General features: G+C 57.8%; 30 protein-coding genes and 1 tRNA gene. 6 read left to right on the top strand and 25 right to left on the bottom strand.

Annotated features, from left to right (window positions below; translation table 11 throughout):
* Positions 1-32: 32 nt before the first annotated feature.
* The 7 genes from A8C75_RS09475 to A8C75_RS09445 form a co-directional block, all read right to left on the bottom strand.
* Positions 33-1208 carry an ABC transporter permease gene (locus A8C75_RS09475; RefSeq protein WP_067381217.1) on the bottom strand — a complete coding sequence of 392 codons (1176 nt, stop codon included), beginning with the start codon at positions 1206-1208 and terminating at the stop codon, positions 33-35.
* The gene (locus A8C75_RS09470) at positions 1205-2206 is read right to left on the bottom strand and encodes an ABC transporter permease (protein WP_227819874.1); all 1002 of its coding nucleotides are present in this window, start codon (positions 2204-2206) and stop codon (positions 1205-1207) included. The genes A8C75_RS09475 and A8C75_RS09470 overlap by 4 nt, the downstream gene beginning before the upstream one ends.
* Positions 2206-4122: an ABC transporter substrate-binding protein gene (locus A8C75_RS09465; RefSeq protein WP_067381215.1), complete on the bottom strand. Its 1917-nt coding sequence runs from the start codon at positions 4120-4122 to the stop codon at positions 2206-2208. Before A8C75_RS09465 ends, A8C75_RS09470 begins: the two co-directional genes overlap by 1 nt.
* Positions 4119-5996 carry an ABC transporter ATP-binding protein gene (locus tag A8C75_RS09460; protein WP_067381212.1) on the bottom strand — a complete coding sequence of 626 codons (1878 nt, stop codon included), beginning with the start codon at positions 5994-5996 and terminating at the stop codon, positions 4119-4121. Before A8C75_RS09460 ends, A8C75_RS09465 begins: the two co-directional genes overlap by 4 nt.
* A 549-nt stretch (positions 5997-6545) precedes the next feature.
* Positions 6546-7304, bottom strand: a complete 759-nt coding sequence (mtnN, locus tag A8C75_RS09455; protein WP_067381209.1) for a 5'-methylthioadenosine/S-adenosylhomocysteine nucleosidase — start codon at positions 7302-7304, stop codon at positions 6546-6548.
* Between the two features lie 282 nt (positions 7305-7586).
* Entirely contained in the window at positions 7587-8321 is a 735-nt protein-coding gene (locus A8C75_RS09450; RefSeq protein WP_067381206.1) for a pseudouridine synthase, read from the bottom strand.
* 42 nt (positions 8322-8363) lie between these two features.
* Positions 8364-8451, bottom strand: a tRNA-Ser gene (locus A8C75_RS09445).
* Positions 8452-8570: 119 nt separating this feature from the next.
* Between A8C75_RS09445 and A8C75_RS09440 the strand changes: the two genes are divergently transcribed.
* The 6 genes from A8C75_RS09440 to A8C75_RS09415 all read left to right on the top strand — a co-directional run bounded on the left by A8C75_RS09440 (position 8571) and on the right by A8C75_RS09415 (position 11742).
* Positions 8571-9236 (top strand): Bax inhibitor-1/YccA family protein, encoded by a 666-nt coding sequence (locus A8C75_RS09440; RefSeq protein WP_067381203.1) that lies wholly within the window; start codon positions 8571-8573, stop codon positions 9234-9236.
* Positions 9237-9417: 181 nt separating this feature from the next.
* Positions 9418-9810 (top strand): sulfurtransferase complex subunit TusD, encoded by a 393-nt coding sequence (tusD, locus tag A8C75_RS09435; RefSeq protein WP_067381200.1) that lies wholly within the window; start codon positions 9418-9420, stop codon positions 9808-9810.
* Between the two features lies 1 nt (position 9811).
* A complete protein-coding gene (gene tusC, locus A8C75_RS09430; protein ID WP_067381197.1) occupies positions 9812-10177 on the top strand; it encodes a sulfurtransferase complex subunit TusC in 366 nt (121 codons plus the stop codon).
* 2 nt (positions 10178-10179) lie between these two features.
* A complete protein-coding gene (tusB, locus tag A8C75_RS09425; RefSeq protein ID WP_067381194.1) occupies positions 10180-10467 on the top strand; it encodes a sulfurtransferase complex subunit TusB in 288 nt (95 codons plus the stop codon).
* Position 10468: 1 nt separating this feature from the next.
* Positions 10469-10804 carry a TusE/DsrC/DsvC family sulfur relay protein gene (locus A8C75_RS09420; RefSeq protein ID WP_067381191.1) on the top strand — a complete coding sequence of 112 codons (336 nt, stop codon included), beginning with the start codon at positions 10469-10471 and terminating at the stop codon, positions 10802-10804.
* Positions 10805-10812: 8 nt separating this feature from the next.
* A complete protein-coding gene (locus A8C75_RS09415) occupies positions 10813-11742 on the top strand; it encodes an NAD(P)-dependent oxidoreductase (protein ID WP_067381188.1) in 930 nt (309 codons plus the stop codon).
* Between the two features lie 44 nt (positions 11743-11786).
* Here A8C75_RS09415 and A8C75_RS09410 read toward each other — a convergent pair whose 3' ends face one another.
* From A8C75_RS09410 to A8C75_RS09325, 18 genes are all read right to left on the bottom strand, one after another.
* Positions 11787-12206, bottom strand: coding sequence for a secondary thiamine-phosphate synthase enzyme YjbQ (locus A8C75_RS09410; protein WP_067381185.1), 420 nt, complete (start codon positions 12204-12206; stop codon positions 11787-11789).
* Positions 12207-12249: 43 nt separating this feature from the next.
* Positions 12250-12705: a DUF1223 domain-containing protein gene (locus A8C75_RS09405; protein WP_067381182.1), complete on the bottom strand. Its 456-nt coding sequence runs from the start codon at positions 12703-12705 to the stop codon at positions 12250-12252.
* Between the two features lie 74 nt (positions 12706-12779).
* Positions 12780-13814, bottom strand: coding sequence for an MBL fold metallo-hydrolase (locus A8C75_RS09400; RefSeq protein ID WP_067381179.1), 1035 nt, complete (start codon positions 13812-13814; stop codon positions 12780-12782).
* Positions 13815-13925: 111 nt separating this feature from the next.
* Positions 13926-14576, bottom strand: coding sequence for a class I SAM-dependent methyltransferase (locus A8C75_RS09395; RefSeq protein ID WP_067381176.1), 651 nt, complete (start codon positions 14574-14576; stop codon positions 13926-13928).
* Positions 14577-14797: 221 nt separating this feature from the next.
* On the bottom strand, positions 14798-15898 hold the full coding sequence (locus A8C75_RS09390; protein ID WP_067381173.1) for a malate dehydrogenase: 1101 nt from the start codon (positions 15896-15898) through the stop codon (positions 14798-14800).
* Positions 15899-16120: 222 nt separating this feature from the next.
* Positions 16121-16897, bottom strand: coding sequence for a TatD family hydrolase (locus A8C75_RS09385; RefSeq protein WP_067381170.1), 777 nt, complete (start codon positions 16895-16897; stop codon positions 16121-16123).
* 30 nt (positions 16898-16927) lie between these two features.
* Positions 16928-17278: a PilZ domain-containing protein gene (locus tag A8C75_RS09380; RefSeq protein ID WP_067292278.1), complete on the bottom strand. Its 351-nt coding sequence runs from the start codon at positions 17276-17278 to the stop codon at positions 16928-16930.
* A 22-nt stretch (positions 17279-17300) separates the two neighbouring features.
* Positions 17301-18311 carry a DNA polymerase III subunit delta' gene (locus tag A8C75_RS09375; protein WP_067381167.1) on the bottom strand — a complete coding sequence of 337 codons (1011 nt, stop codon included), beginning with the start codon at positions 18309-18311 and terminating at the stop codon, positions 17301-17303.
* Positions 18304-18945 carry a dTMP kinase gene (tmk, locus tag A8C75_RS09370; protein ID WP_227819873.1) on the bottom strand — a complete coding sequence of 214 codons (642 nt, stop codon included), beginning with the start codon at positions 18943-18945 and terminating at the stop codon, positions 18304-18306. Before tmk ends, A8C75_RS09375 begins: the two co-directional genes overlap by 8 nt.
* Positions 18946-18948: 3 nt before the next feature.
* Complete coding sequence (gene mltG, locus A8C75_RS09365; RefSeq protein ID WP_227819872.1) at positions 18949-19983, bottom strand: endolytic transglycosylase MltG; 1035 nt, start codon at positions 19981-19983, stop codon at positions 18949-18951.
* Positions 19977-20822 (bottom strand): aminodeoxychorismate lyase, encoded by an 846-nt coding sequence (gene pabC, locus A8C75_RS09360; RefSeq protein WP_067381158.1) that lies wholly within the window; start codon positions 20820-20822, stop codon positions 19977-19979. The genes mltG and pabC overlap by 7 nt, the downstream gene beginning before the upstream one ends.
* Before the next feature lie 54 nt (positions 20823-20876).
* Complete coding sequence (gene fabF / locus A8C75_RS09355; RefSeq protein WP_067381155.1) at positions 20877-22115, bottom strand: beta-ketoacyl-ACP synthase II; 1239 nt, start codon at positions 22113-22115, stop codon at positions 20877-20879.
* Between the two features lie 90 nt (positions 22116-22205).
* A complete protein-coding gene (gene acpP / locus A8C75_RS09350; RefSeq protein ID WP_067381152.1) occupies positions 22206-22439 on the bottom strand; it encodes an acyl carrier protein in 234 nt (77 codons plus the stop codon).
* A gap of 167 nt (positions 22440-22606) precedes the next feature.
* A complete protein-coding gene (gene fabG / locus A8C75_RS09345; protein ID WP_067381149.1) occupies positions 22607-23350 on the bottom strand; it encodes a 3-oxoacyl-ACP reductase FabG in 744 nt (247 codons plus the stop codon).
* A gap of 20 nt (positions 23351-23370) precedes the next feature.
* Positions 23371-24303, bottom strand: a complete 933-nt coding sequence (fabD, locus tag A8C75_RS09340; protein ID WP_067381146.1) for an ACP S-malonyltransferase — start codon at positions 24301-24303, stop codon at positions 23371-23373.
* A 144-nt stretch (positions 24304-24447) separates the two neighbouring features.
* Positions 24448-25464: a phosphate acyltransferase PlsX gene (gene plsX, locus A8C75_RS09335; RefSeq protein WP_084783914.1), complete on the bottom strand. Its 1017-nt coding sequence runs from the start codon at positions 25462-25464 to the stop codon at positions 24448-24450.
* A 2-nt stretch (positions 25465-25466) separates the two neighbouring features.
* Positions 25467-25649: a 50S ribosomal protein L32 gene (gene rpmF, locus A8C75_RS09330; protein WP_067292304.1), complete on the bottom strand. Its 183-nt coding sequence runs from the start codon at positions 25647-25649 to the stop codon at positions 25467-25469.
* Between the two features lie 18 nt (positions 25650-25667).
* Positions 25668-26192 carry a YceD family protein gene (locus tag A8C75_RS09325; RefSeq protein WP_067381143.1) on the bottom strand — a complete coding sequence of 175 codons (525 nt, stop codon included), beginning with the start codon at positions 26190-26192 and terminating at the stop codon, positions 25668-25670.
* Positions 26193-26278: the final 86 nt, after the last annotated feature.

Raw genomic sequence — 26278 nt, 5'->3', positions numbered from 1 at the left:
CAACCTCGGCTATAACGCAAAGCTGTAACCGATCAGTGCTTGTAGGGGTCGGCGGCGTCCAGCAGACCATCCCCCAGGAACTGGAACGCCAGCACCACCATAATCACCGGGATGACCGGGTACAGCAGCCAGGGATAGAGCACCACGTAATTGATGTTCTGCGCCTCGTTCAGCAGCACGCCCCAACTGGTCACCGGCGGACGCAATCCTAGCCCCAGAAAGCTCAGTGCTGTTTCGCCCAGAATCATGGTGGGAATGGAGAGCGTGGCCGAGGCGATCAGATGACTCAGAAAGCTGGGCATCAGATGTTTCATGATGACTCGCCCGGGCTTGGCCCCCATCAGCTGTGCCGCCACACAGAAGTCCTCTTCTCGCAGCGCCAGCAGCTTGGAGCGCACGGCTCGTGCAAGGCCCGGCCAGTCGAGCAACGCCAGCAAGACCGTAATGCCAAGGAATATGAGCGTTGGCGGCCAGGTGACCGGCAGTATCGCTGACAGCGCCATCAACAGCGGCAGCATCGGGAAGGAACGGATCACCTCAATGGTACGCTGGACGATGTTGTCCACGACCCCGCCATAGTAGCCCGCCACACCGCCAATGGTGATACCCAGGAAAAAGCTGATGGTGATGCCGATCAGCCCCAGTGTCAGGGAGATTCGCGCGCCATAGACAATGCGCGACAGCATGTCCCGCCCCATGCGATCCGTGCCCAGCAGGAACATGGGGGCGTCCGGCGACGGACACACCAGATGAAAGCTACCGTCAAACAACCCCCAAAATTCGTAACCGGCGCCCGGATAGTCATTGCCGACGCAGAAAAAGCGAATCGGATTCACCTGGCTGCGGTCTTCCTCATAGACCCACTGCAGGCGCTCCATATCCAGGGTTACGTCTATGCCGTAGACAAAGGGCCCGCGAAACTCGCCCTCGTCGAAAAGGTGTACTTCCTGCGGCGGTGCGAACAGATAATCGACGTGGCGCGCCTCAAGCTGATAAGGCGCTACGGCTTCGGCAAAGATCACGATCAAGTACATCAGCGCCAGGAAGCTGCCGCTGATCACCGCCAGGCGATGGCGCTTGAGTTTCCACCACACCAGGCGCCACTGCGACGCCATGTAGTAGCGTTCCTGCTCCGGCGTCAGTTCCAGCGCAGTATAGGGATTAAAAGGTGCGGGGCTAACGTAATGCTCCAGCGGTTCGCGGCTCATCGATTGCGCCCCCCGTCGAGGCGAATACGCGGATCAAGTACCGCCAGCGCCAGGTCCGAAATCAGGGTGCCGAAAACCGTCAGCAACGAAATAAACATCAGGAAGCTGCCCGCCAGATACATATCCTGCGACTGCAGCGCCTTGAGCAGCATGGGCCCTGTGGTTTCGAGCCCCAGCACCACCGAGACGATAACCGCACCTGAGATCATTTCAGGCAGCAGGTTACCGATATCGGCGATAAAGGGATTCAGCGCCATGCGCAGCGGATACTTGACCAGCACCTTGATCGGCCCCAGGCCCTTGGCCTTGGCGGTCACCACATATTGCTTGTGCAGCTCATCCAGCAGGTTGGCCCGCAGGCGCCGGATCATGCCAGCGGTGCCTGAGGTGCCTATTACCAGCACCGGCACCCAGAGATGCGCCAGCACCGACATGACCTTGTCCGTGGTCCAGGGCTGGTCAATGTACTGGGCATCCATCAGGCCGCCGATATCGGTGCCAAAATAGGCCTTCGCCATGTACATAAGCACCAGCGCGAGCAGGAAATTGGGGGTCGCAAGACCAATAAAACCGATAAATGACAGCGTAAAATCGCCAATGCTGTACTGGCGTACGGCGGAATAGACACCAATGGGGAAGGACATTACATAGACGAACAGCGTCGTCACGAAGGCCACCAGCATGGTCAGATACATCCGATCCCCGACCACCTCGTTGACCGGTTTGTCATGCTCGAAGGAATGACCCATATCGCCGTGCAGCATGCCCCAGACCCAGTGGAAATACTGCTCAACACCGGAGCGATCAAGACCGTACTGTTCGCGCAGGTAGGCTACCCGCTCCTGATTGACGTTTTCGCCCTGGGCCTGCAGCTCGTTGACCATGGTGGTCAGATAGTCGCCCGGGGGCAGCTGGATGATGGTAAACACCAGCACACTGATCACGATCAGTGTCGGAATCATCATCAGCACTCGGCGAAAGACATATCTCAGCATCATCAGTGCGCCGCACCCTGTTCGAACCAGAAAGTATCAGGTGAATAGAGACCGAAGTGAGCACCGGGATCCCAGTTCCAGATACCCTTGTCCGGCACATTGTGCAGACGACTGTTAATGGTAACAGGCTGCATGACCCCCGCCAGAATACCGATACTGAACAGGTTGTCGGCATTGATCTGCAGCATCTGCTGCCAGATGTCACGGCGCTGCTCGGTAGAATCCGCCCGGTACCAGTCATCCAGCAGACTCATCAACTGCTGGGCTTCAGGAAAATCAGGTGCAAGCCCCGCCACGCCATGGGTTTCCCTGAACTGGCCAAACTTGGGCCACTGGTAGTAATCCTGCTGCACCGGCGCCAGCTCCTGGGGCGAGTTGGCCGCCGTGGCGATACCGTTTTCAAGCCCGGATGAAATTGTCATCAGGGTTTCACCGGCATAGACACGGCGGCGCACGTTGTCGAGGTTGGAAGGTTTGATATGCAGCTTGATGCCGAGCTGGCGCCACTTGTCGGCAATCAGCTGCAGCACGTCGGCCTGCTCACTGGTGCCATCAAAAGTCTCCACAATGATCTCAAGCAGACGTCCATCCGGCAGCTTGCGCGTGCCGCCAATGTCTTTCTCGGTCAGGCCGATGTCATCCAGCAATTGGTTGGCCTGCTTGATATCGAACTGAGTCCAGCTGGTACGGTATTCCGGTTTGTACAGCGGCGAGCGCTCCAGCAGCGTGTTCTGCCCTTCAACCGCCATGCCGTAATAGATCACCTGATTGATTTCATGCCGGTCTATACCCATGGATATCGCGCGGCGAAAACGCACATCGCGAAACAGCGCACGCCAGACGGGATCGTTGTGGTTCAGGTTGGGATAGAGCGCCTGATGCGCGCCCTTGGCAATAGGCCAGAGCGTGACCCGGTATTTGTAGTCCTTTTCATTGCGTTTTAGCAGCGTGAAATCGTTGAAGCGCAGATACTGCGCCTGCAGATCGGTCTCCCCGGTGGCGGCCTTGGCCGATATCAGCTTGGATTCGGTAATCCCCATTATGACGGTATCAATGTAGGGCAGCTGTCGACCTTCCGGGTCCACGCGGTGAAAGAAGGGATTGCGCTCAAACAGATAGCGACTGCTGGGGCTCGCCGTGGTCTGATGCCAGGGCTGCAGTACTGGCAGATCGGGGTTATCGGCCCGGTAGAGCCTGCCCAGGGCCGTGTGAAGCGCGGCCCAGTCACGCTTGCCTTCGTCCAGCACCCGCTCGGCAAGCTTGTAGGCTTCGGTGTACTTGATGTGAAACTGCTTCAGGTAGTGCGCCGGCGCATAGAGGTACAGCGGTGTGGCGGATGCCAGATGGGCCAGAAACTCCGGATTGGGATCCTTCCAGGCATAGCGCACCGTAACGGCATCCGGAAAGCTGACCTCGGGGAACTTGCCGTTGATCATCAACTCGGCCGGCGGCCCCACCGGGTAGAGCTGATCGTTGTTGGCAACATCCTGCCACCAATACCGGAAGTCGTCCGAGGTAAAGGGAGCGCCATCAGACCAGCGGTGGCCCGGCCGCAGATGAAAGGTGAATACGCGATCCTGCTCAACATCCACGGACTCAACGATATCCGGCACCAGATTCAGATTTTCGTCATAACGCACCAGACGCGCATAGCCATACACGGTCATGCGGCGGGTGTCCTTTTCCTTGCCCATAAGCATCGACAGCGTGCCGCCATACTGGCCCAGCTGCTGACCGTTGGCGGCAAAGTCCATTTTCAATGGCACCTGGGGCAAACGTGCCTCAACCGCCGGCAACTCACCGCTGGCCACTCGTGCATCCAGCGAGGGCGCCTGGGAATAGTCGGCCGCCATGACGCCTAGGCTACCCCCCAGCAGCGATAGCAGAGCCAGACCACAACACCAGTCAAAAAATTTCATGCTACCAGCTCCTCGGGGCGCGTACCGGCCACAACGCGGACAAAGTGGCCTTTTTCAAATTCAATCAGGGATGCAGGGGCATCCGGATGATGTGTGAACGGCATGGGCCAGTCTTCCGGACAGGATGCACGGTCAAGCATCAGTCGCTCGAAGTCTAGCAGGTGATCCGGATTGGGATCAGGCACCGCGCTGAGCAGGGTTTGGGTATAAGGATGCAGCGGGCGACTAAATAGCTGTGCCTTGGGGGCAATTTCCACCAGCTGCCCGCGGCACATTACCGCAATGCGATCTGCAATATAGTCCACTACTGCGAGGTTATGGCTGACAAAGAGGTAGGTCAGGCCGAGCTGCGCCTGCAGATCCTTAAGCAGATTCAATATCTGCGCCTGCACCGAGACATCCAGCGCCGAAACGGGCTCATCACAGATTACCAGGTCGGGACTCAGCGCCAGGGCGCGGGCGATACCGATACGCTGACGCTGCCCACCGGAAAAGCTGTGGGGGTAGCGCTGCAGGTAGCGCACATCCAGCCCAACCAGCTCCATCAGCTCCCGCGCCAGTGACTGGCGTTCCTGGTGGGTACCAATGCCGTGGATAATCAGGGGCTCGGTAATAATGTCGAGAATCGTCATGCGCGGATTGAGCGACGAGAACGGGTCCTGAAACACGAACTGCATGCGCTGGCGAAAATCCAGCAGTGCCTTCCCCTTGAGGGATGACAGGTCCAGATCCCGATGCCCGTCGTAGAAACTGACACTGCCCTGGTCCGGATCCAGCGCCCGCATCAGAATCTTGCTCAGCGTTGTCTTGCCACAGCCGCTCTCCCCCACCAGCCCGAGACACTCGCCACGCTTAATATCAAAGCTGACATTATCCACCGCCAGGATAGTGGACTCGGACCCGGCGGAGGCCGAGCGAATGCGGAACTGCTTGCGAATATTGCGCACGCTCAGAATGGGCTTGTCCAGGTCCGCGGTGGCAGGTAACGGATGTTTGGGGGTGTGCAGATTGTCAGTATTGGGGCGGATTTCACGAATCGGCACCAGACGCTCGTCCGGACGCATGCCAAAGCGCGGCACCGCCTTGAGCAGCGCCTGCAGGTACGGATGCGACGGTTGGCGGAATATATGATCCAGGGTACCGGCCTCCATCAGCTCGCCGTGATACACCACCACGACCTCCTCGGCCATATTGGCAACCACGCCCAGATCATGGGTGATCAGCAGCAGTGCCATCTTGAGCTCCTGCTGCAGATCACGGATCTGTTTGAGAATCTGTGCCTGAATGGTGACATCCAGTGCAGTGGTCGGCTCATCGGCAATCAGCAATGCCGGATGACACACCAGCGCCATGGCGATCATGGCGCGCTGGCGCAGACCACCTGACAATTCGAACGGATAGGTTTTGAGGGCACGACGGGCATCGGCAAAGCCAGCCAGGTGCAGAATGTCCCGGGTCAGCTCAAGTGCTTCGGCATTGCCGACACTGCGGTGCAGCCGCAGGGCTTCACTGATCTGATCGCCAATGGTGTGCAGCGCCGACAAGGATGTACTGGGTTCAGGAAAAATAATGGAAATGGAACCACCGCGAATCGCCCGCATCTGGGCACTGTCTCGGTGCAAGGCTGCGATATCGACCGTTTGGCCGGTTTCCGGATCGCGAAACAGAATTTCGCCAGAATCGATGACGCCAGCCTTGGGCAACAGCCCCATGATTGCCTGGCTGATCACCGACTTGCCCGACCCCGACTCGCCGACCAGCGCCACGGATGCACCAGGCGCAATGCTGAATGACACTCCCTTGACCGCTTCGATCACACCTTCCGGCAGGCGGAATGAGACACGAAGATCCTTTACCGTCAATAAATCACTCAAAGCCAGGCCTCTCGATATACCGCATCACTAAAGAGATTCTGATCAATAAATGGCCTGTATCGGCTTGCGTGACACCTTGGAAAAGGTGTGCTTTGGGCCTAATCAGAAGCTGACCAAAGTTTAGCTGTTTTTGTTATATAGCCCTATTGTATTCATCAGATATAAATTGTCGCAAGCCCGCGACATTATGACACATCAAACTAGCATCAAGCGTTATCGATATAACAGCGCGCAGGCAAATGCTGCACTAAAGATACAGGCAATAGTGTGACAATACCCGCACAGACACAAAACGCACCAAGCAGGTGCGTTTTTATCGCTAACGGGACTATTAAGAGAAATCTCACCTGAGACGCGACAGCCTATGAGAGCAACGTTTCCGTCGGACACCCAACTGAAACCACCGCATCGGTGCCTGGAACGAGCGACCAGGGAACCCTACTCGCGCTATCAGGATAGCTCGGGCCCCTCGCACAGCGCCATACACAGCCCCCCGTAAACATGGCAGCGCGCATGGAGCAAAACCGAATATTCGCCAAAGCCTGCGGACTAGGCCCTGGGTCCTGCGTGAGCCGAAAGGTTCTTGACGATGGCCATTACCATTTGCGCCGAATGGGTGGCGGCTGTTTCAAGGAACTGATCAAACGACAGATTGGATTCCTTGCCAGCAATATCAGACAGCGCCCGAATAACGATAAAAGGAACATCGAAGCAGTGGCAGGTCTGGGCGATGGCCGCAGCTTCCATCTCAACCGCTTTCATCGTCGGAAACAGCGCCCGGGTTTTGGCCACCCGCTTGGGGCAGTTCATGAAGCTGTCACCGGTTGCGATCAGGCCGCGTACGGTCTTCATGCCCTGCATCTGACCGATGCACTGCTCGGCAATCTGCGCCAGCAGCAGATCGGGCTCGAACGCAGCGGGCAAACCTGGCACCTGGCCGGGCTCATAGCCAAATACCGTCACATCGACATCGTGGTGGCGTACCTCGGACGATATGACGATATCACCGACCTCGAGCTGAGCATCAAAACCGCCGGCAGAACCCGTATTAATCACACAGTCTGGCGTAAACACCTGCAGCAGCAGCGCCGTGCTCACCGCAGCATTGACCTTGCCGATGCCTGATTTGAGCAGCACAACGGATTGCCCGTGCATCTGACCTGTGAAGAACGAATAGCCCGCGTACTGGTGCTCTTCGATCTGCTGCAAAGCCGATTTCAGCAGCTCTACCTCCTGATCCATGGCACCAATAATACCGATGCGTAATCCATCCTTTTGCTTGAGTATGTCAGCCAGCCGCGTGCTCATCTATCGTAACTACCGTTGTTCTCTGTGAATTATGTTTTTCGCGGGGCAAGAATACGTAATTTACCCTGCAGAAAGAATAGTGCAGACAGCTTTAATGGCGCCAGTACTGATTATTTCTGCCCTGTTCGGAAAAGTCAGCAAGAAAACGCGGCACGTCGGCACCGTCGCGTCGCCAAACAGCAACGCAAAGCCCGCGCTTGATGCTGTCAGGCAGAGAGAAAGAGAAAGATACAGAGAGGGGGCAAGGCTGCTGACACCTGAAAGCCAACAAGCCCGATGGCGTCAGCTCAGGTAAAGACCATCCCAGCCAAAGCGCTGGAATAATCGATCACAGGCAGCATCCACGGGGCACTGCAAATGAATAAGCTCACCACTGACCGGGTGGGTAAACTCAAGCTCAGTCGCCATCAGCAGCAAACGGTGCAGATCGAATTTTTCGCGAAACAGGCGATTGTGCTTGCCATCACCATGGGCGGTATCTCCGACCAGCGGATGGAAAATATGCTTCAAGTGGCGTCGTATCTGATGCTTGCGCCCGGTGTGTGGTTTCACCTCCACCAGGGAGTAGCGCGCACTGGGATAACGACTCACCGCAAACGGCAGCTCAATGGTACCCAGACGGCGAAATTCGCTCTGCGCCTCTTTGGCAGGCTTGTCCGGATCCGCAAAAGGATCGGCTTTTTTGTCGAAAATAGGCTTGAGAGCATAATCAATCAAACCCTCTTCCGGCGTATAGCCACGGGTAACGCACAAGTAAGTTTTGCGTACCTGGCGCTCGGCAAAGGCCAGATTCATGTCATGGGCAGCCTGCTTCTGCTTGGCAAACAAAATGACGCCCGAAGTGGCACGATCCAGACGATGGATGGTATAGACAGTGTCCTGCAGGTAATCACGCAACAGGGCAACAGCATTGGGGGTATAGGCAGGCGCAATCCAGCTGGGGTGAACCAACAGACCCGAAGGCTTGTCTATAGCGACGAGGTATTCGTCCTCAAACAGGATCTTCAGCTCGGACATGGTGTTTTATCAGACTCAGACGGGATCCAGAACACAAGAGAATGGCGGTGGGGCAGGGATTTGAACCCTGGGAGCCTTTCGACTCGCCGGTTTTCGAAACCGGTGCTTTCGGCCACTCAGCCACCCCACCAAGTCTTGCGGCGCATAGTGTACGTGGAATTACCGGTAAGTCAAACGGTTGAAAGGCTTGTAAATTCATATATAAAGGGCATGATGTGCCTATCGGACTGAAATCAATCGAGGGAAACCATGCGTAACGTTCGTACCATCAATAACGATGCATACAGCTCATCCGCCCTGGCGACCAACAAGGTTTTGCGTAATACCTACTTTCTGCTGGGTATTACACTGGCATGGTCTGCCATTATCGCGGGTGTTGCTGCAGCCATGGCCCTGCCCCGTCCGGGCCTGATCATCACACTGGTGGGCTTCTACGGCCTGCTGTACCTGACCGAAAAGAACCGCAACAGCTCCCTGGGACTGCTGTTCGTATTCCTGTTGACGGGCTTCATGGGCTATACGCTGGGTCCGATCATCAACATGGTCATGGCCCGCGGTGGCTCTGAAATCGTCATGATGGCCCTGGGCGGCACCGCCCTGACCTTCTTCACTACCTCGGCCTACGCCCTCACCACCAAGCGGGACCTGTCCTTCCTTGGCGGCATGATGCTGGCAGGCTTTGTGGTGCTGATCGTCGCCGTCATCGCCAACATTTTCCTGCAGATGCCGGCACTGGCACTGGCCATTAGCGCCATGTTCATTCTGTTCTCGGCCGGCGCCATACTGCTGACCACACAGTCGATCGTGCGCGGTGGCGAAACCAACTACATCTCCGCAACGGTTACGCTCTACGTATCCATCTACAACATTTTTCTCAGCCTGCTGCACATCCTGGGCGTCACCAGCAGCGATTGAACTCTGGCGCCGATCACTGATCGGTAACAGGCAAAGCGACTGCCAAGCCCCGCTATCTTTGCTAAGATAGCGGGGCTTTTGCATTCTGAATCAGAGAGTTGTCCGGGGCAGCAGCGTCTTGTGGTACTGACCATAGGTTGCGCCGGTTTCTTTTTAACATGCTCTGCCCGACAGGTTGAAAATGATCTTTTCATTACTGGTTTATGCTGCGCCCCACAGCCATCAGGGCGCAGAAAGTGCCTATCGCTTTGCTGTTGCCTGCCTTGCCCAGGGACACAGCCTTCATCGCGTGTTCTTTTATGGCGATGGCATTCATGGCGCCTCAGCCCTGGCGGCACCACCACAGGACGAACCCAACCTATCCGCTCGCTGGCAGGCACTGGCGCAGACCCATGATCTGGACCTGGTGGTCTGCATTGCCGCCGCTGTGCGTCGCGGCCTGCTGGATGCCAATGAAGCCCGCCGCTACGAAAAGCCCGGCCACAACCTGCATCAAGGCTTTGAGCTTTCGGGCCTTGGCCAGCTGGCCGAAGCCGCCATAGTGTCCGATCGACTGATCACTTTCGGAGCCTGACATGAGTACAAGCAAACGCTTTCTGGTGATTAGCCGTCGCCCGCCCTATGGCAGCAGTCATGCACGGGATGCGCTGGATGCAGCGCTGACCACTGCAGTATTCGAGCAGCCCGTCAGCATGCTATTTCTCGATGACGGCGTCTATCAGCTGCTGCAGGCGCAACAACCCGCCGGCATCCAGCAAAAAAACCTGGGCGCAACGCTTAGCGCCCTGCCGATGTACGATATTGATCAGCTGTACGTCTGCGACAGCGCCCTGCGCAGCCGCGGACTCAGCCCTGACGACTGCCTGCTGCCGGTCCAGTTGCTCGACAGTGACGCCATTGCACAACTGATTCGCAACCACGATGTGGTACTGAGTTTTTGACCATGACCCTGCATACATTGAATCGCGCGCCCTCCAACGCCGCCCTGCTGGCCGACTGTCTGCGGGCCTGCAGCAGCGGTGACACCCTGCTGCTGATCGAAGATGGCGCCTACTGCGCCCTGGCAGGACAGCCAATTGCATGGCCCATCGGCGTTACCGTCTGCGCACTGGCAGCTGATGTCGCGGCACGCGGGCTCGACAACCGACTCGCAAGCAGTATCGAACAGGTGGATGATGCCGGCTTCGTGCAGCTGTGCTGCGAGCATGCCCGTGTCATCAGCTGGTACTGACATGACGCATCTGCAACTGAACGACCATAGCATTGAGCTGGACAACGAAGGCTACCTGCGCGATCTCTCGCAATGGTCCCCCCAGATTGCCGAAGCCCTGGCCGCCGAGATCCCGCTGCAGCTGAGTGACGCCCACTGGGAAATACTCTACCTGCTGCGCGATTTCTACCAGCGCTTCGAACATGCACCGGCCATGCGCCCGCTGGTGAAGACCGTCAGCCTGAGCCTGGGCCCCGAAAAGGGTCGCAGCATCTATCTGCTAAAGCTGTTTCCCGACAGCCCGGCCAAGCTTGCAGCACGCCTGGCCGGACTGCCCAAGCCAACCAACTGCCTGTGACAACAATAATGAACAAGCCCCGCATCGCATTTCTTGGAATCGGCCTTATGGGCCAGCCCATGGTCCTCAACCTGCTGCGCGCAGGCTATCCGCTCAACGCCTGGAATCGCACCTTTGGCAAGGCTGCGGCCCTGAGCTGCGAGGGTGCCAATGCATGCAAGCAGGTACAGGAGGCGGTGAAGGACGCCGATTTCATCATCAGCATGCTGGAAAACGGCCCCGTGGTGGACAGCGTGCTGTTTAGCGAGGCAACGCTTGGGGCCCTGAAACCTGGCGCGCTGGTCATCGACATGAGTTCAATTGCGCCCGCGATGGCCAAACGCCATCACCAGATACTGGCCGAACGCGGTCACGGCTACCTCGATGCCCCGGTATCCGGTGGCACCGCCGGCGCCGAGCAGGCCAGCCTGTCCATCATGGCGGGGGGCAGCAAGGCCGACTTCGAGCGTGCCGGCCCCCTGTTTGCCTGTCTTGGCAAAGCAGCCACCTATATAGGCCCCGCGGGCTCCGGCCAGCTGGCAAAATGCGCCAACCAGGCCATTGTTGGCATTACCATCGGCGCCGTGGCAGAAGCCTTGCTGCTGGCCGCCCGGGGCGGTGCAGACCCGGCCGCCGTGCGTGAAGCCCTGCTGGGCGGCTTTGCCGGCAGCCGCATACTGGAGCTGCATGGCCAGCGCATGATTGATCGCAGCTTTATGCCCGGCGGAACCGCCCGGGTACAGCTCAAGGACCTGCAGACCATACTGGATACCGCCCAGGACGAAGACCTGCAATTACCCCTGACCGAGCAGGCCTTCGCCCAGTATGAACAGCTGGTTGAACGGGGCCTGGAGGGCGTGGATCACAGCGGCCTGCTCTTGCAGCTTGAGGCGTTGAATGCGCCAGCCCGACTGAATGACAAAGCCACCACCAAGCCGGACAACACCCCAGACGCCTGATAACCGGTCATTGCCGGACGGATTGGCAGACGCTGGCCCGCTGCCTATTCGCCCTGCAGGGTAACCAAAATACTGCGACCGCCGCCCTGGTTTCTATGCTCACCCAGATAGATGCCCTGCCAAACACCCAGATTTAAGCCCCCATCAGTCACGGGGATACTCAGGCTCGCTCCGAGCAGACTGGCTTTCACATGAGCCGGGAGGTCATCCGGACCTTCGTCCAGATGCGTACACCAAGCGGCATTTTCCGGCACCAGACGACTAAAAAACTGCTCGAAATCCCGTCGTACACTGGGATCCGCATTCTCGTTGATCGTCAGCGACGCAGAGCTGTGCTTGATAAACAGATGCAGCAGACCCACCCGCAGACGACCAAGTTCAGGCAACGCGTGCACGACTTCGTCAGTAATCAAATGAAAACCACGCTCACGAGGTCGCAGCCGTACTTCCCGCTGAATCCACATCATTATTCCTGCTTAAAGAGAAGGTCACCCAGACAGAGCCCTGTTAAAGACCCGGCTCAATATAGCCACCGATCACTTGTAAGGGCTGCAGATCAGAACCCTGACTCACCCAGGCTACCAGCGCGGAACGGCTCTGCCCCTGCAGCCAGCCGCGCCACTCCTGGCCGTTCACCACCAGTCCAGGCGTGTACACCTGACTGACATGACCCTGCTGCACATAGGTGCGCTGACGCTCGGTGTAACGCGCCGACGAAAAGCGATCCGGCCAGCCCAGTCGATTCCAGTAATCGACATGAAACGCCACCGGGAACAGGCTGCGAAACAGCCTGGGATCATCCACCAGCGAACTCAACCAGGCATCGGCCGGCGGGCAACTGCTACACCCCTCCGAAGTATAAAGTTCCACTAGATCAGCGCCTTGCGGTCCGGACTTAAAGGTCTGGGCCTGCACTGCCCCGCCGAACAACAGCGCCCAAATGCAGACAACAATAACCTTCATTCCCAAACCTCCTCAAGCATACGCGACTGCCCTAAACCACTTTCAACCTCAACCGCGGCCGCACAGCATATATTTCAGCCTGCTTTCTCCAGCGGATAACCCGCCTCCGTCCAGGCCGCCATGCCGCCATCCAGCGCTGAGGTGCGCAAAAAACCGAGCTCGCGCAGCGTCGCCGCTGCCAGCGTCGAGATCTTGCCAAACTGACACAGGGTAACGATACGGCGGGTCGGGTCAGGCAATGCATCGTTGACCCGCAACTCCAGCTGCCCCCGCGGCAGGTTCATGGCGCCCGGCACATGGCCTGCATCAAAGGCGTCACGCTCACGCACATCCAGCACAATCAGATCAGTGCTGCCCGCAACAATGCGGGCACGCAGCTCAGACAGCGAAACAAAGGGCGTCTTGGTGGCCGCCTCCGCCAGCAGTTGCGCCACGCTCTTGCCACCGCTCATGTTGGTACGCAGCGCCTCGGTGAGGTGCGTGGGCGCATTCAGATCCAGGTGCTCCATCATTTCGATAAAGGCCGTGCGCTCAGTCCGCTGCAATCGCGGATTGTTCGCCAGCTCCTCGGCGATCGTGCTCGAGCCACGCGCCTTGTAATCATGGGCCGGAAACACAAGCAGCGACGGATCCAGTTTGAGGATGCCGCTAAACAGGCTGTCATAGAGCGCAGAGGGATCACCCGAGGGCAGATCGGTGCGCCCGGTACCGCCGATCAGCAGGGTATCGCCGGTAAATATCCGATCGTCCAGCAGCAGGCACATGGAGTCTGCCGTATGACCGGGCGTATGCAGCGCCTGCAGACGCAAATTACCGACGCGCAGCAGATCGGCATCCTGCAGCCGCAGGTCAGCGAAGGGCGCGGGACTGTCCCTATGCATCACCACCGGAACCTTGAGCCGCTGCGCAAGCGTGCGCGTGGCAGAGAAATGGTCGGCGTGGGTATGCGTATCGATCACATAATGAATACGCAGCCCGTCCCGGGCAGCAATGGCGAGATAACGATCGACCTGGCTGATTTCGGGATCGATCAGTACTGCCGAACAGGTATCACCACAGCCCACCAGATAGGACTGACACCCGCCTGTTGCAACCTGCTCAAAGATCATTGCCGCCTCCCGCCCCCTTGGGGGCTGCTAACGCTGCTGATGACTACAACTTTAGTCGTCAGCACCCGATGGCAACAGAGCAAAGTGCAAAGCGGACCCAGGGCCATAGGACTAACGCCTATAACTCAACACCTGACCGCGGAACGGCTGGGGCAGATAGTCAACGGTCACCGGTGCCGCCTGGCTGTGACTGTAGCCCAGGCTGATCATTTTCTTGCTAAAGCGGGCATGATTGCCACGGCCTGGATCCACCAGCACCACAGCACAGCGGGGCGCGGCATGCTGATTGATAAAGCCCGCCAGCATATCCACATGCTCATGTTCATACAGCAGATCGCTACCTACGATAAGATCAAACTCACCCAGCAGCGACTGTGGATCGCCCCATCCGGTGCGCACAAAGGGGATGCTGCGCCCTGCATTCAGCAGCACATTGGCACTGAGAAAAGCCGCCACCTCGGGATGATAATCGGTTGCCGTAATATTCGCCTGACGATGGTTCAGCACCAGACTGGCCAGCCCGATACCGCAACCCACCTCCAGAATGCGCTTGCCAGCGATTTCATAGTCAAACATAAGATGGGCCAGTACCTGGCCGGACGGCCAGACAATACCGAACAACGGCCAGGACGCAGATGAAATACCCAGCTTTTCAGCTACCTGATCAACATCAAGAAACTGCTGGTTATCTCGCAGGGAACGAATATGGATATCTACACCAGCAAACTCCAGAGTTTGGTATCGCACGCGTAACGCAGACATAGGTGTCCCTGATCTTGTTAATGCACAGACACATGGAAGGAATCCAGCACCCTGCACCAAGATCATAGAGTACTCTTTCTACGCCACCCTGACTAACGGCGCGTCTTCGCTGCGTAATGCACCAGGCGACAAAAAACGCCCGCCTTGCACCCTGTGAGAAGTACCAAGCGAGCGCTTTTGTCTGTCAACATTGACCCCAGGGCGCTGACGAGCCCCCTGACTCAGCCGATCCGATTGGTGGTGAGGTATTTGCTCGCACCGTCCGGCCCGGTACCATCGGCGTACAGGGTTACGCCTGAGCGCAGGCAGATATTCAGGTTCTCGTGCGATGCCGCGGTTTCGCTGGGCAGCAGATGCTCCACCATGGCCTTTTCCTCGAGTAACTCGGCTTCGGTCGCACTCATGCGCGCACGGCTGAATTCGTTGATTTCAAGCCCCTGCACGATCTGGTAGCGACCGTAGTCACAGCGCACCGGGAAGGAATAGATAATGCCTTTCTCGATGCCGTAGCTGCCATCACTGACAATGCCCATGCTGACAAACTCGCCGCTTTCGGTACCCAGCACCCAGTCACGCATGTGATCGACGATACCCTGGGCCGCCGAGGCCGCACTGGACTGGCCACGGGCCTTGATGATCTCGCCACCGCGAAACTGAATTTTGGGGATGTATTCGCCAACGTACCAGTCGAAGCTGATCTGATCCATGGCGGCGCGGTCCAGAACGGTCGCCTGATGCAAATCCGGGTACTGAGTGGGAGAATGATTACCCCAGATTACGACACGGCGGATATCCCGCGGGCTGGCACCTGTGTGATTGGCCAGAATGCCGCGGGCACGGTTCTGATCGAGACGCGTTAGCGAGGTAAACTGCGACGGACTCAGATCCGGGGCATTACGGCTTGCGATCAGGGCATTGGTATTGGCCGGATTGCCCACCACCAGCACTTTCACATCGCGGTTGGCAACGTTATTCAGCGCCCGCCCCTGACGGGTAAAGATCTCGGCGTTGACTTCCAGCAGGTCGCTGCGCTCCATGCCAGGACCCCGTGGTCTGGCACCGATGAGCAACGCAAAATGGGTATTCTTGAAGCCATCTTCAACATTGTCATGCAGGGTAATGGTATGGAGCAGCGAATAGGCGCAATCCTCCAGCTCCATCGCAATACCGCGCAGCGCTTCCATCGCCTGCGGCACTTCGATCAACTGCAAAATTACCGGCTGATCCTTGCCCATCATTTCGCCGGCGGCAATCTTGAACAGCAAATTATTCGCAATGCTGCCCGCCGCACCGGTAATGGCAATTCGTACTGGTCTTCTCATCTGGAGCTCCAATCTGGAATGCAGGAATAGTAAAGTCTGATATAGCCCTACTAATACCAAAGTCGAATGGGTAATGACAGTTAAGCACCCGACTCTTTTATGACAGACCACGACTGGAGAGAGCCCCAACAGGCTCCAATAGAGCACCGCTACAGCACTGGAAGAATCAGCACTTCACAGCAACCAAAACGCAGCAAAGGCCGTATGGGCAGACGAGAGAATTCAGGCGGCGCGACGGAACAGCCGATAAAAGTTTTCACTTGAAGCAGCGGCAATATCTTCCACCGAAACGCCCCTTATATCGGCAATACAGCGCGCCACTTCACACACAAAGCGCGGCTCATTCTTTTTGCCACGGTGCGGCACCGGCGCCAGGTAAGGCGAATCGGTTTCGATCAGCAGACGTTCCAGTGGCATTTTGCGCACCACATCACGCAGCTCATCGGCATTGCGAAAAGTCACTATGCCGGAAAATGAGATGAAGTAGTTCATATCCATCGCCGCCGCCGCCATTTCCCAGCTTTCGGTAAAGCAGTGCAGCACGCCGGCCACATCAGGGTTGCCGTGCTCCTCGATCAGCGCCAGAGTATCCGCCCGGGCATCCCTCGTATGCACGATCAGCGGCAACCCGGTCTGAGCGCTTGCCTGCAGATGATTCACAAAACTCGCTTTCTGCAACTCGGCGGATTCCGCGCTGTAAAAGTAATCCAGACCGGTTTCGCCGATGGCAATGACCTTGTCCCGCGCCGCCTCTCGCACCAGGGCGCCGACCTCCACCAGACCTTCATCGGAATGCAGCGGATGCACCCCTACCGAGGCGTATATGCCATCGTAGGGCTCGATACTTTTATAGAGTGCGGGGAAGTCCTGCATGCTGACCGAAACGCTGAGCAGCGTACCGACCTTGCTGGCGCGAGTGGCCGCCAGCATGGCATCAAAATCATTGTTGTAAGGGGCAAGGTCGATCTTGTCGAGATGACAGTGTGAATCAATAAACATCAGACGAAATAGGCTCGCAAGAAAATGATATTACAGGGAGTGCGTGCGGCGCCCGGAATTGAGAGTACCGGCAAGGTAGGTTTCTACCTTGCGCACAAGGGTATTATCGTCCGGAGACAGCTGTATGCCGATACCCGGCACACGACCACCCTGAGCGACCCTGGGCGTGACCCAGATAACCTTGCCGGTGACCGGCAGCTTGTCCGGCTCTTCCATCAGGCTTAACAGCATGAAAACTTCCTCGCCGAGCTGATAGGCTCTGGGCGTCGGAATAAACAGGCCGCCATTGGTCACAAACGGCATAAAGGCCTTGTACAGATCTTCCTTGGTTTCTATGGCCAAGGACAAAATACCATGACTGATGCGCGGCACTAAGGACATCGAGCTAAGCTCCCACTCAGTTTCATCTAACCAGCGCAGACCAACTCAACAATATCCGCTCCAGCAGCAATTGGCGGTTAGGGTTCAAGCGCTGCATCAGGCTGACCCGCTCGGTGTGAACCAGGTCAGAAAGTGCGTAAACAGTCTGAGCATCGGCTTTGCGCGACACGGCCCGCAGCATGTTATTCGCATCCAGATGACGCAAACAACTTTCATCACCGGTTCCCAGAACCCGCACAATATCTAAAAGCCAACCATACAACCATCCCAGCAAAAGCTCCAGATCTTCTTTGGCCAGCTGTTGCGCGACCTCCAGCGCCGAACGACGCTGTTTTAGAATATCGGCCAGACCCTCAATAAACTTACGCCGCAGCGCCATCAGGTCCTGCTCTATATACTCGCGGGCACGCAGCGGCGACCCCAAACAGATACTCAGCAACTGCTGCGCCTTGTCGGGATCTATATTCAACTGCGCCGACAACCAGGCCTGCGCCATATCCGGATCAGGCAGATGGCAGTCCACCCGCTGACAACGACTGCGAATTGTGGGCATCACCTGGCCCAGGCGATGGGTCACCAGCAGCAGTATGGTATCGCGCCCGGGCTCTTCCAGCGTTTTAAGCAGGGCATTGGCGGAGGATGCATTCATCGCCTCCGCCGGTTCCAGAATCACCACCCGGTATCCGCCCTGCTGCGCCGTGCTGTGCAGGAAGCCGGTAAGATCACGCACCTGCTGCACCTTGATCGCCTTGCCGGCCTCTTCCGGGCTCAGCTGGAACAGATCCGGATGACCGCCGCTGTCAAACAGTACACAACTGCGACAAGTACCACAGGCGGCATCATCACCGGGTCTCTGGCACAGCAGATAGCGCGACAACGCCTGGGCAAAGTCCCGCTTGCCAATACCCACAGGGCCATTGAGCATCAGCGCATGGGGCAGACGCTGCTGCTTGTGCAGACGGGTCAAGTGCTCCCAGCGCCCGTGCAACCAGGGGTAGATCTCGGCGCTCCTGCGTACGGCAACCTCATCCATGGCGAAGCGCCTGCAGCCGGTCCAGATGAGGCAACAACTGCTGGCGCACCTGTTCCATCTCCAGCGCAGCATTGATGACGGCAAAGCGCTCGGGCTCGGCTTCAACCCGCTGCAGATAGCTTGCACGCACGCGCTCAAAAAATGCCTGTTTTTCCTGCTCAAACCGATCCGGCATGGAGCGCTTGCGGGCCCGCTCAAGCCCAAGCTCCACTGGCAGATCCAGCAGGAAGGTGCAATCGGGGCGCAGCGCCCCCTGCACCAGAGATTCAAGCGTACGGATACGCTGGACATCAACCCCGCGACCGCCCCCCTGATAGGCAAAGGTTGCATCGGTAAAGCGATCACAGAGCACCCAGCTGCCGCGCGCCAGCGCAGGCTTGATGAGTGCGGCTATATGCTGGGCACGGGCAGCGAACATCAGCAGCAGCTCGGCATCTTCACAGACGCGCTCGTCCCGCGGACTGAGCAGCAGTGTACGAATTTCTTCGGCCAGCGGCGTACCCCCGGGCTCGCGACTGAGCACAACGTCGATGCCGCGCGCGTCGAGCTCGCTGCGTATAAATTCAATATTGCTGCTTTTGCCGGCACCCTCGGTGCCTTCGACGGTAATAAAGCGTCCTCGCATTGCGGTCATGCTTCAGCCCCCCGGCGTCGAACGGTAGTCTTCGCGCCGTTGCAGCTGATAACGCCGCACGGCGGAATTATGCTCCGACAAACGGGCCGAAAAATGATGACTGCCGTCGCCCTTGGCCACAAAAAACAGCCAGGGACCGGCTTCAGGATTGAGCGCAGCTTCGATAGCATCCTTACCGACCATGGCAATGGGCGTGGGCGGCAACCCTTCGATGGCATAGGTGTTATAGGGCGTTTTCTGCACCAGATCGGAGCGGCGCAGATTGCCCTTGTACTCAGCTCCCATGCCGTAGATCACCGTTGGATCGGTTTGCAGGCGCATACCCTGCTGTAATCGACGCACAAAAACACCGCTGATGCGCGGACGCTCCTGCGCCACCGCGGTTTCCTTTTCAATGATCGAGGCCATGGTCAGGGCCTCATACGCAGACTCATAGGGCAGCTCCGACGCACGCTTCTCCCAGGCCTGGGCCAGGGCTTCATCCAGCGAGGTACGAGCGCGACGCAACAGATCCAGGTCCGACATGCCCCGCAGATACTGGTAGGTTTCGGCCAGGAACATGCCTTCCGGGTGTTGCTCCGGCTCCCCTAGCTGCGCCATGACCTCGCTGTCGTCCAGCTCGCTCAGAGTCTGCAGCAGCACTGTATTGGCCTCCAGCTGCTCACGCAACTGCGCGAAGGTGGTGCCCTCCACCACGGTGAAAAAATGCCGCAGGGTGTCACCATCAATCATTTTCTGCAGCAGGACACGCAGTGTCAGACCCGGTTCCAACTCATACTCACCGGCTTTAACCCGGTGCGCCAGGCCATTAATACGCGCATAAATCCGCAGAAAAATCGGCCTTTGCACCAGATTTGCGGTCTCCAGGTCGGCAACAATCTGATTGAACCCCTGCCCCCGCTCAATCAGCAGCGTACGGGGCTCACCCACCGGCAAGGGGCTGTCGACATAGGCATTAATACGCTGCCAGGCGATGGCACCCAGCAACAGGACCAGAAAGGCGCCAACGGCCATCAGGCTTATAGATTTTTTCAACACGCAAGATAATCCTTTGCTAGCAGCGATTGCAGCGCTCGAGTAACCGGACCCACCGACCAGTGCCGTGCGTCCAGTGTGACCACAGGCCAGATATCAATCAGGCTGTTACACAGCATGATTTCGTCCGCCTGTTCAAGTTCCGATTTGCCAAAGCGCCCTTCAAGTACCTCGATCCCGGCTGCGGCCGCCAGCTGCAGCACGCGCTTGCGCACCACACCGGCCACACCGCAGCGATCCAGCAGCGGCGCATGGAGGACTTTGCCACGGACCCAGAGCAGGTTGCTCATGGTGCCCTCCACCACAAAGCCCTCAGTGTCACAGAGCAAGCCCTCGCGGATATCAGGATCATCCCACTCGCTGCGCGCCAGCACCTGCTCCAGACGGTTGAGGTGCTTGATACCCGCCAGCCGAGGACTCAGCGCCAGGGTCATGTCACACCAGCGCACCCGCACGCCAGCCTGAGCAGGACTGTGCGGATAGTCCGGCATAACAGAGACGATTACAATGCGCGTCGGCGCCATACCGACCTGAGGCAGATAACCACGCCCACCGGCGCCGCGAGTGACCAGAATCTTGAGGACACCGAAGTCCTGCATGGAGCACAAACGGGCCAGATGCTCCAGGTCGCTCTGCAAATCGTCAAACAGTGTGGGGGATTTGATCGCCAAACGCTCACAACCGCTGCGCAGACGCTCAAGGTGCAAATCCAGCAATAGCGGACGCCCCGCTCGCAACTGCACGGTTTCGAACAGACCATCGCCATAGGCCAGGCCACGGTCGGTTACCGCAACTGAATCGGCGGCAACACCATTGATCAGTGTGAAAGGAGACTTATTCATAGACGGGCACAGACTGCGCCCCTGCCCCGCAGGACAGGAACGCACGACTGCGGATCAAATTTTGCGAAACGCAAGAGTGCCGTTGGTGCCGCCAAAGCCGAAGGAATTGGACAGCGCTGTGTCTATCCGGCATTCCTGGGCCACCTTGGGCACATAGTTGAGATCACAACCGTCGGACGGGTTATCCAGGTTGATGGTGGGCGGCGCCACCTGGTCACGAATGGCCAGCAGGCAGAAAATGGCCTCTACCGCACCGGCCGCACCCAGCAAGTGTCCGACCATCGACTTGGTGGAACTCATGCGCACCGCAGAGGCGGAACTGCCAAGCACACGCTTGGCGGCATTGGACTCAGCGACATCCCCCGCCGGCGTCGAGGTGCCGTGGGCATTGATGTAGTGCAGCTCGTCCGGGTTCATACCGGCATCACGCAGGGTATTTTCCATCGCACGGGCAGCACCTTCGCCGGACTCCGGCGGCGCTGTCATGTGGAAGGCATCATCACTCATGCCAAAGCCCACGATTTCCGCATAGATTCGCGCACCGCGCGCCTTGGCGTATTCGTACTCTTCCAGCACCACTATGCCGGCACCGTCGCCCAGCACGAAGCCGTCACGGTCGCGATCCCAGGGCCGGCTCGCCGCCGTCGGGTCGTCATTACGGGTAGAGAGCGCACGGGCAGCGGCAAAACCACCGATACCCAGCGGGGTATTGGCCATCTCAGCACCGCCGGCCACCATCACATCAGCATCACCGTACTGAATCATGCGCATGGCATGACCAATGTTGTGCGTACCTGTAGTACAGGCCGTGGTAATGGCAATGTTCGGGCCGCGCAGGCCGTACCTGATCGCCAGGTTGCCGGCAATCATGTTGATAATGCTGCCTGGCACGAAAAACGGCGAAATGCGGCGCGGGCCGCCTTCGCGCAAAATATCATGATTTCTCTCGATCATCGACAGGCCGCCGATGCCCGAGCCCACCGCACAGCCGATGCGGTGTGAATTTTCGTCGTTCACTTCCAGACCAGAGTCATCGATCGCCTGAATCGCGGCTGCCATGCCGTACTGAATGAACAGGTCCATTTTGCGGGCATCTTTAACACTCATGTACTTGCTAACATCAAACCCCTTCACAGGGGCAGAGAAGCGTGTCGCAAACGCAGATGCGTCGAAGTGGTCAATCGGTGCTGCACCACTTTTGCCAGCAAGGATGTTGTCCCAGGTTTCTTTAACCGTATTCCCCACCGGTGTCAGCATTCCGATGCCGGTAACCACCACTCTCCTGCGAGACATTGCGATCCTCCAGTTACTCTGGCCGTAAAAAAGAAAAGCCGCACTATACTGCGATAGATGCGGCTTTTCACTTATTCTTGAACCTGTCGATTACTGGTGCGTGTTAATGTAATCGATTGCCAGCTGTACGGTGGTGATTTTTTCAGCTTCTTCGTCAGGAATCTCAGTTTCGAACTCTTCTTCCAGAGCCATAACCAGCTCTACAGTGTCCAGAGAGTCAGCGCCAAGATCTTCAACGAAAGAGGCTTCGTTGGTCACTTCGTCGCCTTTAACGCCCAGCTGTTCTGCGATGATTTTCTTTACGCGCTCTTCAATGTTGCTCATAACTCTTCCTATATTCTTTTCAACCCGTGCACCCTGAGATGCGAATCGGGATTTTATAGATACCGCCATGCCCTAGCAAGCGTGACAGCGTTTATTATCACCGTAAACTGACGGCCAATTATCAACAAATTGCCGAAAAAAACAATTCTTTGTGACAGAAGCCGAAATCAGGCCATGTACATCCCGCCGTTGACCTGGATTGTCTCGCCTGTGACATAGGCGCCCCCCTGGCCGGCCAGAAAGCCCACCACGGCAGCGATCTCCTCGGGCTGACCGAGACGATTCATTGGAATTTGCGCCTGCAGATGCGCCTTGTGCTCATCTGCCAGACCACTGGTCATGTCGGTATCGATAAAGCCCGGCGCGACACAGTTAACCGTAACATTGCGTGAACCCACCTCACGCGCCAGCGCACGGGTGAAGCCCTCCATACCCGCCTTGGCGGCCGCGTAGTTGGCCTGGCCGGCATTGCCCATGGAGGCCACCACCGAGCTGACACTGATGATGCGACCCCAGCGCGCCTTGGTCATGCCACGCAGGCACGCCTTGACGACGCGATAAACCGAGGTGAGATTGGTATTCAGCACCGAATCCCACTCATCTTCTTTCATCCGCATCATCAGATTATCGCGGGTGATACCCGCATTATTGACGAGGATATCCACCGCACCAAACTCATCCTGAATGCGCTTGATGACCTGCTCAACAGACTCTGCACTGGAGACATCCAGCACCATGCCTGCGCCTTTGAAACCCGCTTCACCGAGGTAGGCACTGATGGTCTGAGCCCCCGATTCGCTAGTTGCCGTACCCACCACAATGGCGCCCTGACCTGCCAACTCATGCGCAATTGCCCTGCCGATACCACGGGTAGCACCGGTCACCAGCGCCACTTTACCTTCGATACTCATCTGCTGTCCCTTATCGATATTTATTCGCCCAGCGCCTTGGCAAGGCCTGCGGGCTCGTTGATCGCAACCACATTGAGTGCCTTGTGCACTTTCTTGTTGAGGCCGGACAACACCTTGCCGGGGCCGCACTCCACCATGGTCTCAGCACCGGCAGCCACCATGGCCTGCACAGTACGCGTCCAGAGCACCGGACTGTAGAGCTGCGCCAGCAGGTTCTCCCGGATCTGCTCAAGGGTCGCCGGCACAGCGGCATCCACGTTCTGCAGCACCGGAATTTGCGGTGCCTGCAGCACAATATCGGCCAGCACAGGCGCCATCCCCTCAGCTGCCGGACGCATCAGCGCACAGTGTGACGGCACGCTCACCGGCAGCGGAATCGCCCGTTTGGCACCAGCGGCCTTGCAGGCCTCCATGGCGCGCTCAACGGCCGCCTTTTCACCGGCGATCACCACCTGGCCCGGGCAGTTGAAATTGACCGGCGACACCACCTGCCCCTGGGCTGCACCCTCACAGGCCGCGGCAATAGCCGCATCATCCAGCCCGAGAATGGCCGCCATGGCCCCCGTGCCCGCAGGCACTGCCTGCTGCATCAGGCGACCACGCAACTGCACCAGGCGCACGCCATCGGCGAAGCCAAGCACACCGGCGCATACCAGGGCGCTGTATTCACCCAGACTGTGACCGGCCATCAGTGCAGGCGTAGCACCGCCGCGCTCTTGCCACAGACGCCACAGCGCCACGGCAGCACTGAGCAATGCAGGCTGGGTAACCTCGGTATTGTTCAATTCGTCTTCAGAACCCTGCTGTACCAGCGCCCAGAGGTCATACCCCAGCACCTGGGACGCCTCGGCAAAGGTTTCCTGAATAACGGAATACTGTTCGGCGAGTTCAGCCAGCATACCAAGATGCTGGGAACCCTGTCCGGGGAAAACAAAAGCAAGCGCTTGCGACATGGATTCCTCGTCTCTGCAATCTAATTGCGATGACCGCCCTAGGGGCATAATGGAGCCGTAGTTTACATGAATACGTGATGCTTGGCAGACCGAACCGCCCCGCAGATAGCCTTAAAACGGCACATCGGGGATCAGTATAGGCACTCAGACCAGGGATGCAGCAAGCTGCTCGCTGATTCGCCTCGGCACATCCATCTTTATCTCGGCGACCGCCTCATCTATGGCAAAGCCAAAACAGGCACTGTCGGCCCCGCCATGACTCTTGACGACGATACCCTGGAGCCCGAGCAGACTGGCACCATTGCGCCGCGACGGATCCAGCTGCTGCCCCAGCTCGCGCAGTACCGGCCGCGCCAGCCAGGCCAGCACACGCCTGTACCAGGTGCGCCCAAAGGCCGCACGCAGCCGGCTCGCCACCAGGCGCGACACACCCTCACTGCTCTTGAGCGCAATATTACCGACAAAGCCGTCACACACCACCACATCAGCCTTGCCGGCGAAGATATCATCACCCTCGACATAGCCGATATAGTTGAGACGCCCATGCGCCCTGATCAGCGCGGACGCGAGTTTGACCTGCTCGTTACCCTTGATGGCTTCCTGACCAATATTCAGCAAGCCGACACGGGGGGCAGTAATGCCGTCCACCGCCTGGGTCATGACTGAGCCCATGATGGCAAACTGCAGCAGATGCTCGGCACAGCAGTCCACATTGGCGCCCAGATCGAGCATGTAGCAGTGCCCCTCAAGCGTGGGTACCGCCGTCACGATAGCCGGCCTATCAATCCCCTCCAGCATGCGCAACAGATGCCGCCCGATCACCATCAGCGCACCTGTATTGCCCGCACTGACGCAGGCATTTGCCTGACCATCAGCAACCAGCTGCAGGGCAACACTGAGGGAGCTATTCTGGCCTTTGCGCAACGCATGGGATGGTTTTTCATCCATGGCAATAAGGTCATCAGCCTGAACAGGCTGCAGCCGATCGCGCACGGATGCGGAAATATCTTGCAGGTAGGGGGTAAAGGTATCGGTTTGGCCAACCAGCTTAATGGTTAGACCTGGGTATCGCTCAAGCGCCTCAACGGTGGCGGGAACCGTAACGCGGGGACCGAAGTCCCCGCCCATCGCATCAATCGCAATGGTACAAAAGCCGGACAAGCTTAGATTTCGTCCTGCTTGTTGATAACCTGACGACCACGGTAAAAACCATCGGCGCTCACGTGGTGACGCATATGAGTTTCGCCAGTGGTGGCTTCAACAGAAAGACTCGGGGTGCCCAGAGCGTCATGGGAACGACGCATGTCACGCTTAGACCGGGACTTTTTGTTCTTCTGTACTGCCATGGTGAGATAACTCCTAGTTCAACTCTTGTCAGCGTCGGCCTTCAGCCTGGCCAATACACTGAACGGGTTAGGTTTTTGTGACTTCCCATCTTCCGGGGCGATTTCCCCGAAGGAGGTCTGAATACTACAGTCGTCGTGATAAGGCACCACCGGGAGGTTTAGGATCAACTCCTCCTCCACGACAGACCAGAGTTCGATATCTTCGTCCTCAACGATCAGCGGATCATAATGACGTGGCAATGTTTTAGCCACTTCCTCGCTGGGCGCGACTGCCAGATTAAAGCTGGCCTCAACATCAATCTCGACGGACTCCAGACAGCGCTGACACGTCATGTGGACCCTGCCTTGTGCATTGCCCGAAACTGTACGAATTCGCTGAGGATCCAGAGAAAACAGAAGATCCACGGTGATCTCGCCTTCTTCCTCAACAAGGTAAGACGACAAGCGTGGCATTCCATTCAGGCTGGCAAGCCCCTGAATACGTACTTCCCGTTCGGCAAGCTTTCGCGGGTCAACTCTTTTCGGTAATGGTCCGTACGACATAAGCGCGCAATTCTAGGGTGCAAAACCCTGACTGTCAAAGAAAAACAGAGGGCTTCCACAGGATTAATTCGGGTTGGTATTCTACG

Source organism: Marinobacterium aestuarii (assembly GCF_001651805.1).
GTDB classification, from domain to species: Bacteria; Pseudomonadota; Gammaproteobacteria; order Pseudomonadales; family Balneatricaceae; genus Marinobacterium_A; species Marinobacterium_A aestuarii.
Note: the sequence above shows the minus strand (reverse complement) of the source record. Positions and strands in the feature narration are given on the sequence as shown.